Source organism: Aerococcus sp. L_32 (assembly GCF_050689315.1).
The window spans coordinates 1-1944 of sequence record NZ_JBOEQF010000368.1 but is presented as its reverse complement, the minus strand read 5'-3'; the positions used below and the strand labels follow the sequence as shown (position 1 = coordinate 1944).

The 1944-nt window shown below is 40.6% G+C and carries 2 protein-coding genes; both read left to right on the top strand.

Going from position 1 to position 1944, the window contains the following annotated elements:
- Nucleotides 1-802 (top strand): LysM peptidoglycan-binding domain-containing protein (locus ACRCJ0_RS12995; RefSeq protein WP_431390693.1); only part of this gene is annotated, 802 nt, incomplete at its 5' end.
- Nucleotides 803-1191: 389 nt separating this feature from the next.
- The coding region (gene aroF, locus ACRCJ0_RS12990) for a 3-deoxy-7-phosphoheptulonate synthase (RefSeq protein WP_431390692.1) at nt 1192-1944 on the top strand (753 nt) is incomplete at its 3' end.

Sequence of the window (1944 nt, the reverse complement as noted above, 5' to 3'; positions counted from 1 at the left end):
TGGCTTATACAGTGTAGCGAAAGCCTTGGGTATTTCTGTTTCAGAAGCCCGGGCCTTAAATGGTGGTTCTGACTTAATTCACCCAGGTAAAGTATTTACTGCAGGTTCATCTAGTCAAGCGTCTTCAAGTTCAGCTCCGTCAACTTCAAGTGTTTCAACTAGCCAATCATCTGCGTCAACATCAGGTAACTCTTACACAGTTAAATCTGGTGACGGTATTTACACTGTAGCGCGTGCCTTAGGTATTTCATTAGCGGAAGCCCGTGCCTTAAACGGCGGTTCTGACTTAATTCACCCAGGTAAAGTATTTACAACTGGTGGATCTAGCCAAGCTTCATCTAGTCAAGCGACTTCAAGTTCAGCTACGTCAACTTCAAGTGCTTCAACTAGCCAATCATCTGCGTCAACATCAGGTAACTCTTACACAGTTAAATCTGGTGACGGTATTTACTCTGTAGCGCGTGCCTTAGGTATTTCATTAGCGGAAGCCCGTGCCTTAAACGGTGGTTCTGACTTAATTCACCCAGGTAAAGTATTTACAGCTGGTGGATCTAGCCAAGCTTCATCTAGTCAAGCGTCTTCAAGTGCGACAACAAGTTCATCTAGTCAAGCTAGCACAAGTTCGTCTACATCAACTTCATCTTCTTCAGCTACTTCAAGCGCGAAGACACATACAGTTAAATCTGGTGAAACTTTATACCGTATCGCTAAAAACAACGGTCTAAGCTTAGATGAGTTAATGACATTGAACGGCTTATCAAACTACAACTTGTACATTGGCCAAGTCTTAAAACTAAACTAATTTGATCAAATTATGACACCTCAGCTTGTTTAGCTCCCCCTTTACAAGCTGAGGTGTTTTTTAGATAAAATTAGAATCGAATTAGAATTTTATTGACAAGATTAAAAAAAATTGCTAAAGTTGCATTATCAGATAGCGAGAGGAGGACTACAGCCATGAAATCATTACTAAGTACAACATTCTATAACTTTTTCAACTTTTACTTTTACTTTTACGGTTTTGGTAAAGGTGATTTTGTTGTACTTAAAAAAGGATATGGCTTTAGTTCTTAAACAACTAGCATAGGCGCTAGTTACACAAGAAAGTCCTTTACAACAAAAATCACTCAAGGGTGGTTTTGTTGTAAAGGGCTTTTTTCTTGCTTAAATACCAACCTTGGAAAATGACTATTGATACTGCGTTTTAAAAAAGGAGAAAATAAAATGAATACACAAGTAATGACTGCAGAAACCGAAGAAACGATTTTAGCCAATATTAAAGAGCCATACAAACGAGCGAGCTTATCATACAAGTCGACGCCGTCTGTTGTACAGGTAGGCAATATCCAAATTGGTGATGGTCATTTTGCCATGATCGGTGGCCCATGTTCAATCGAGGGCTTGGATAAATTAGACGAAGTGGCTGCAACGGTGAAAGATTCAGGTGCCAATATGTTACGCGGTGGGGCGTTCAAACCACGTACATCTCCATACGCATTCCAAGGTTTAGGGCAAGAAGGTTTAGACATGTTAGAGGCTGTTGGTAAGAAATACGACTTACCAGTGGTGACAGAGGTGATGGCTGTTGAACAAGTGCATTTATTCGATGGGATCGATATGTACCAAGTGGGTGCACGAAACATGCAGAACTTCGACTTATTAAAAGCAATTGGTCAAACGACAAAACCAGTCTTGTTAAAACGCGGTATGGCTGCTTCAATCGAAGACTTATTAATGGCGGCTGAATACATATTAGCCCAAGGTAATCCGAATGTGATCTTATGTGAACGTGGTATTCGTACTTACGAAACAAGTACGCGAAACACTTTAGATTTATCAGCAATTCCTGTTTTACGTTCAAAAACGCACTTACCAATTGTGGTTGACCCGAGTCATGCTGTAGGGAAACGTGAGTGGGTTGAATCAATGGCTATGGCTGCGGTG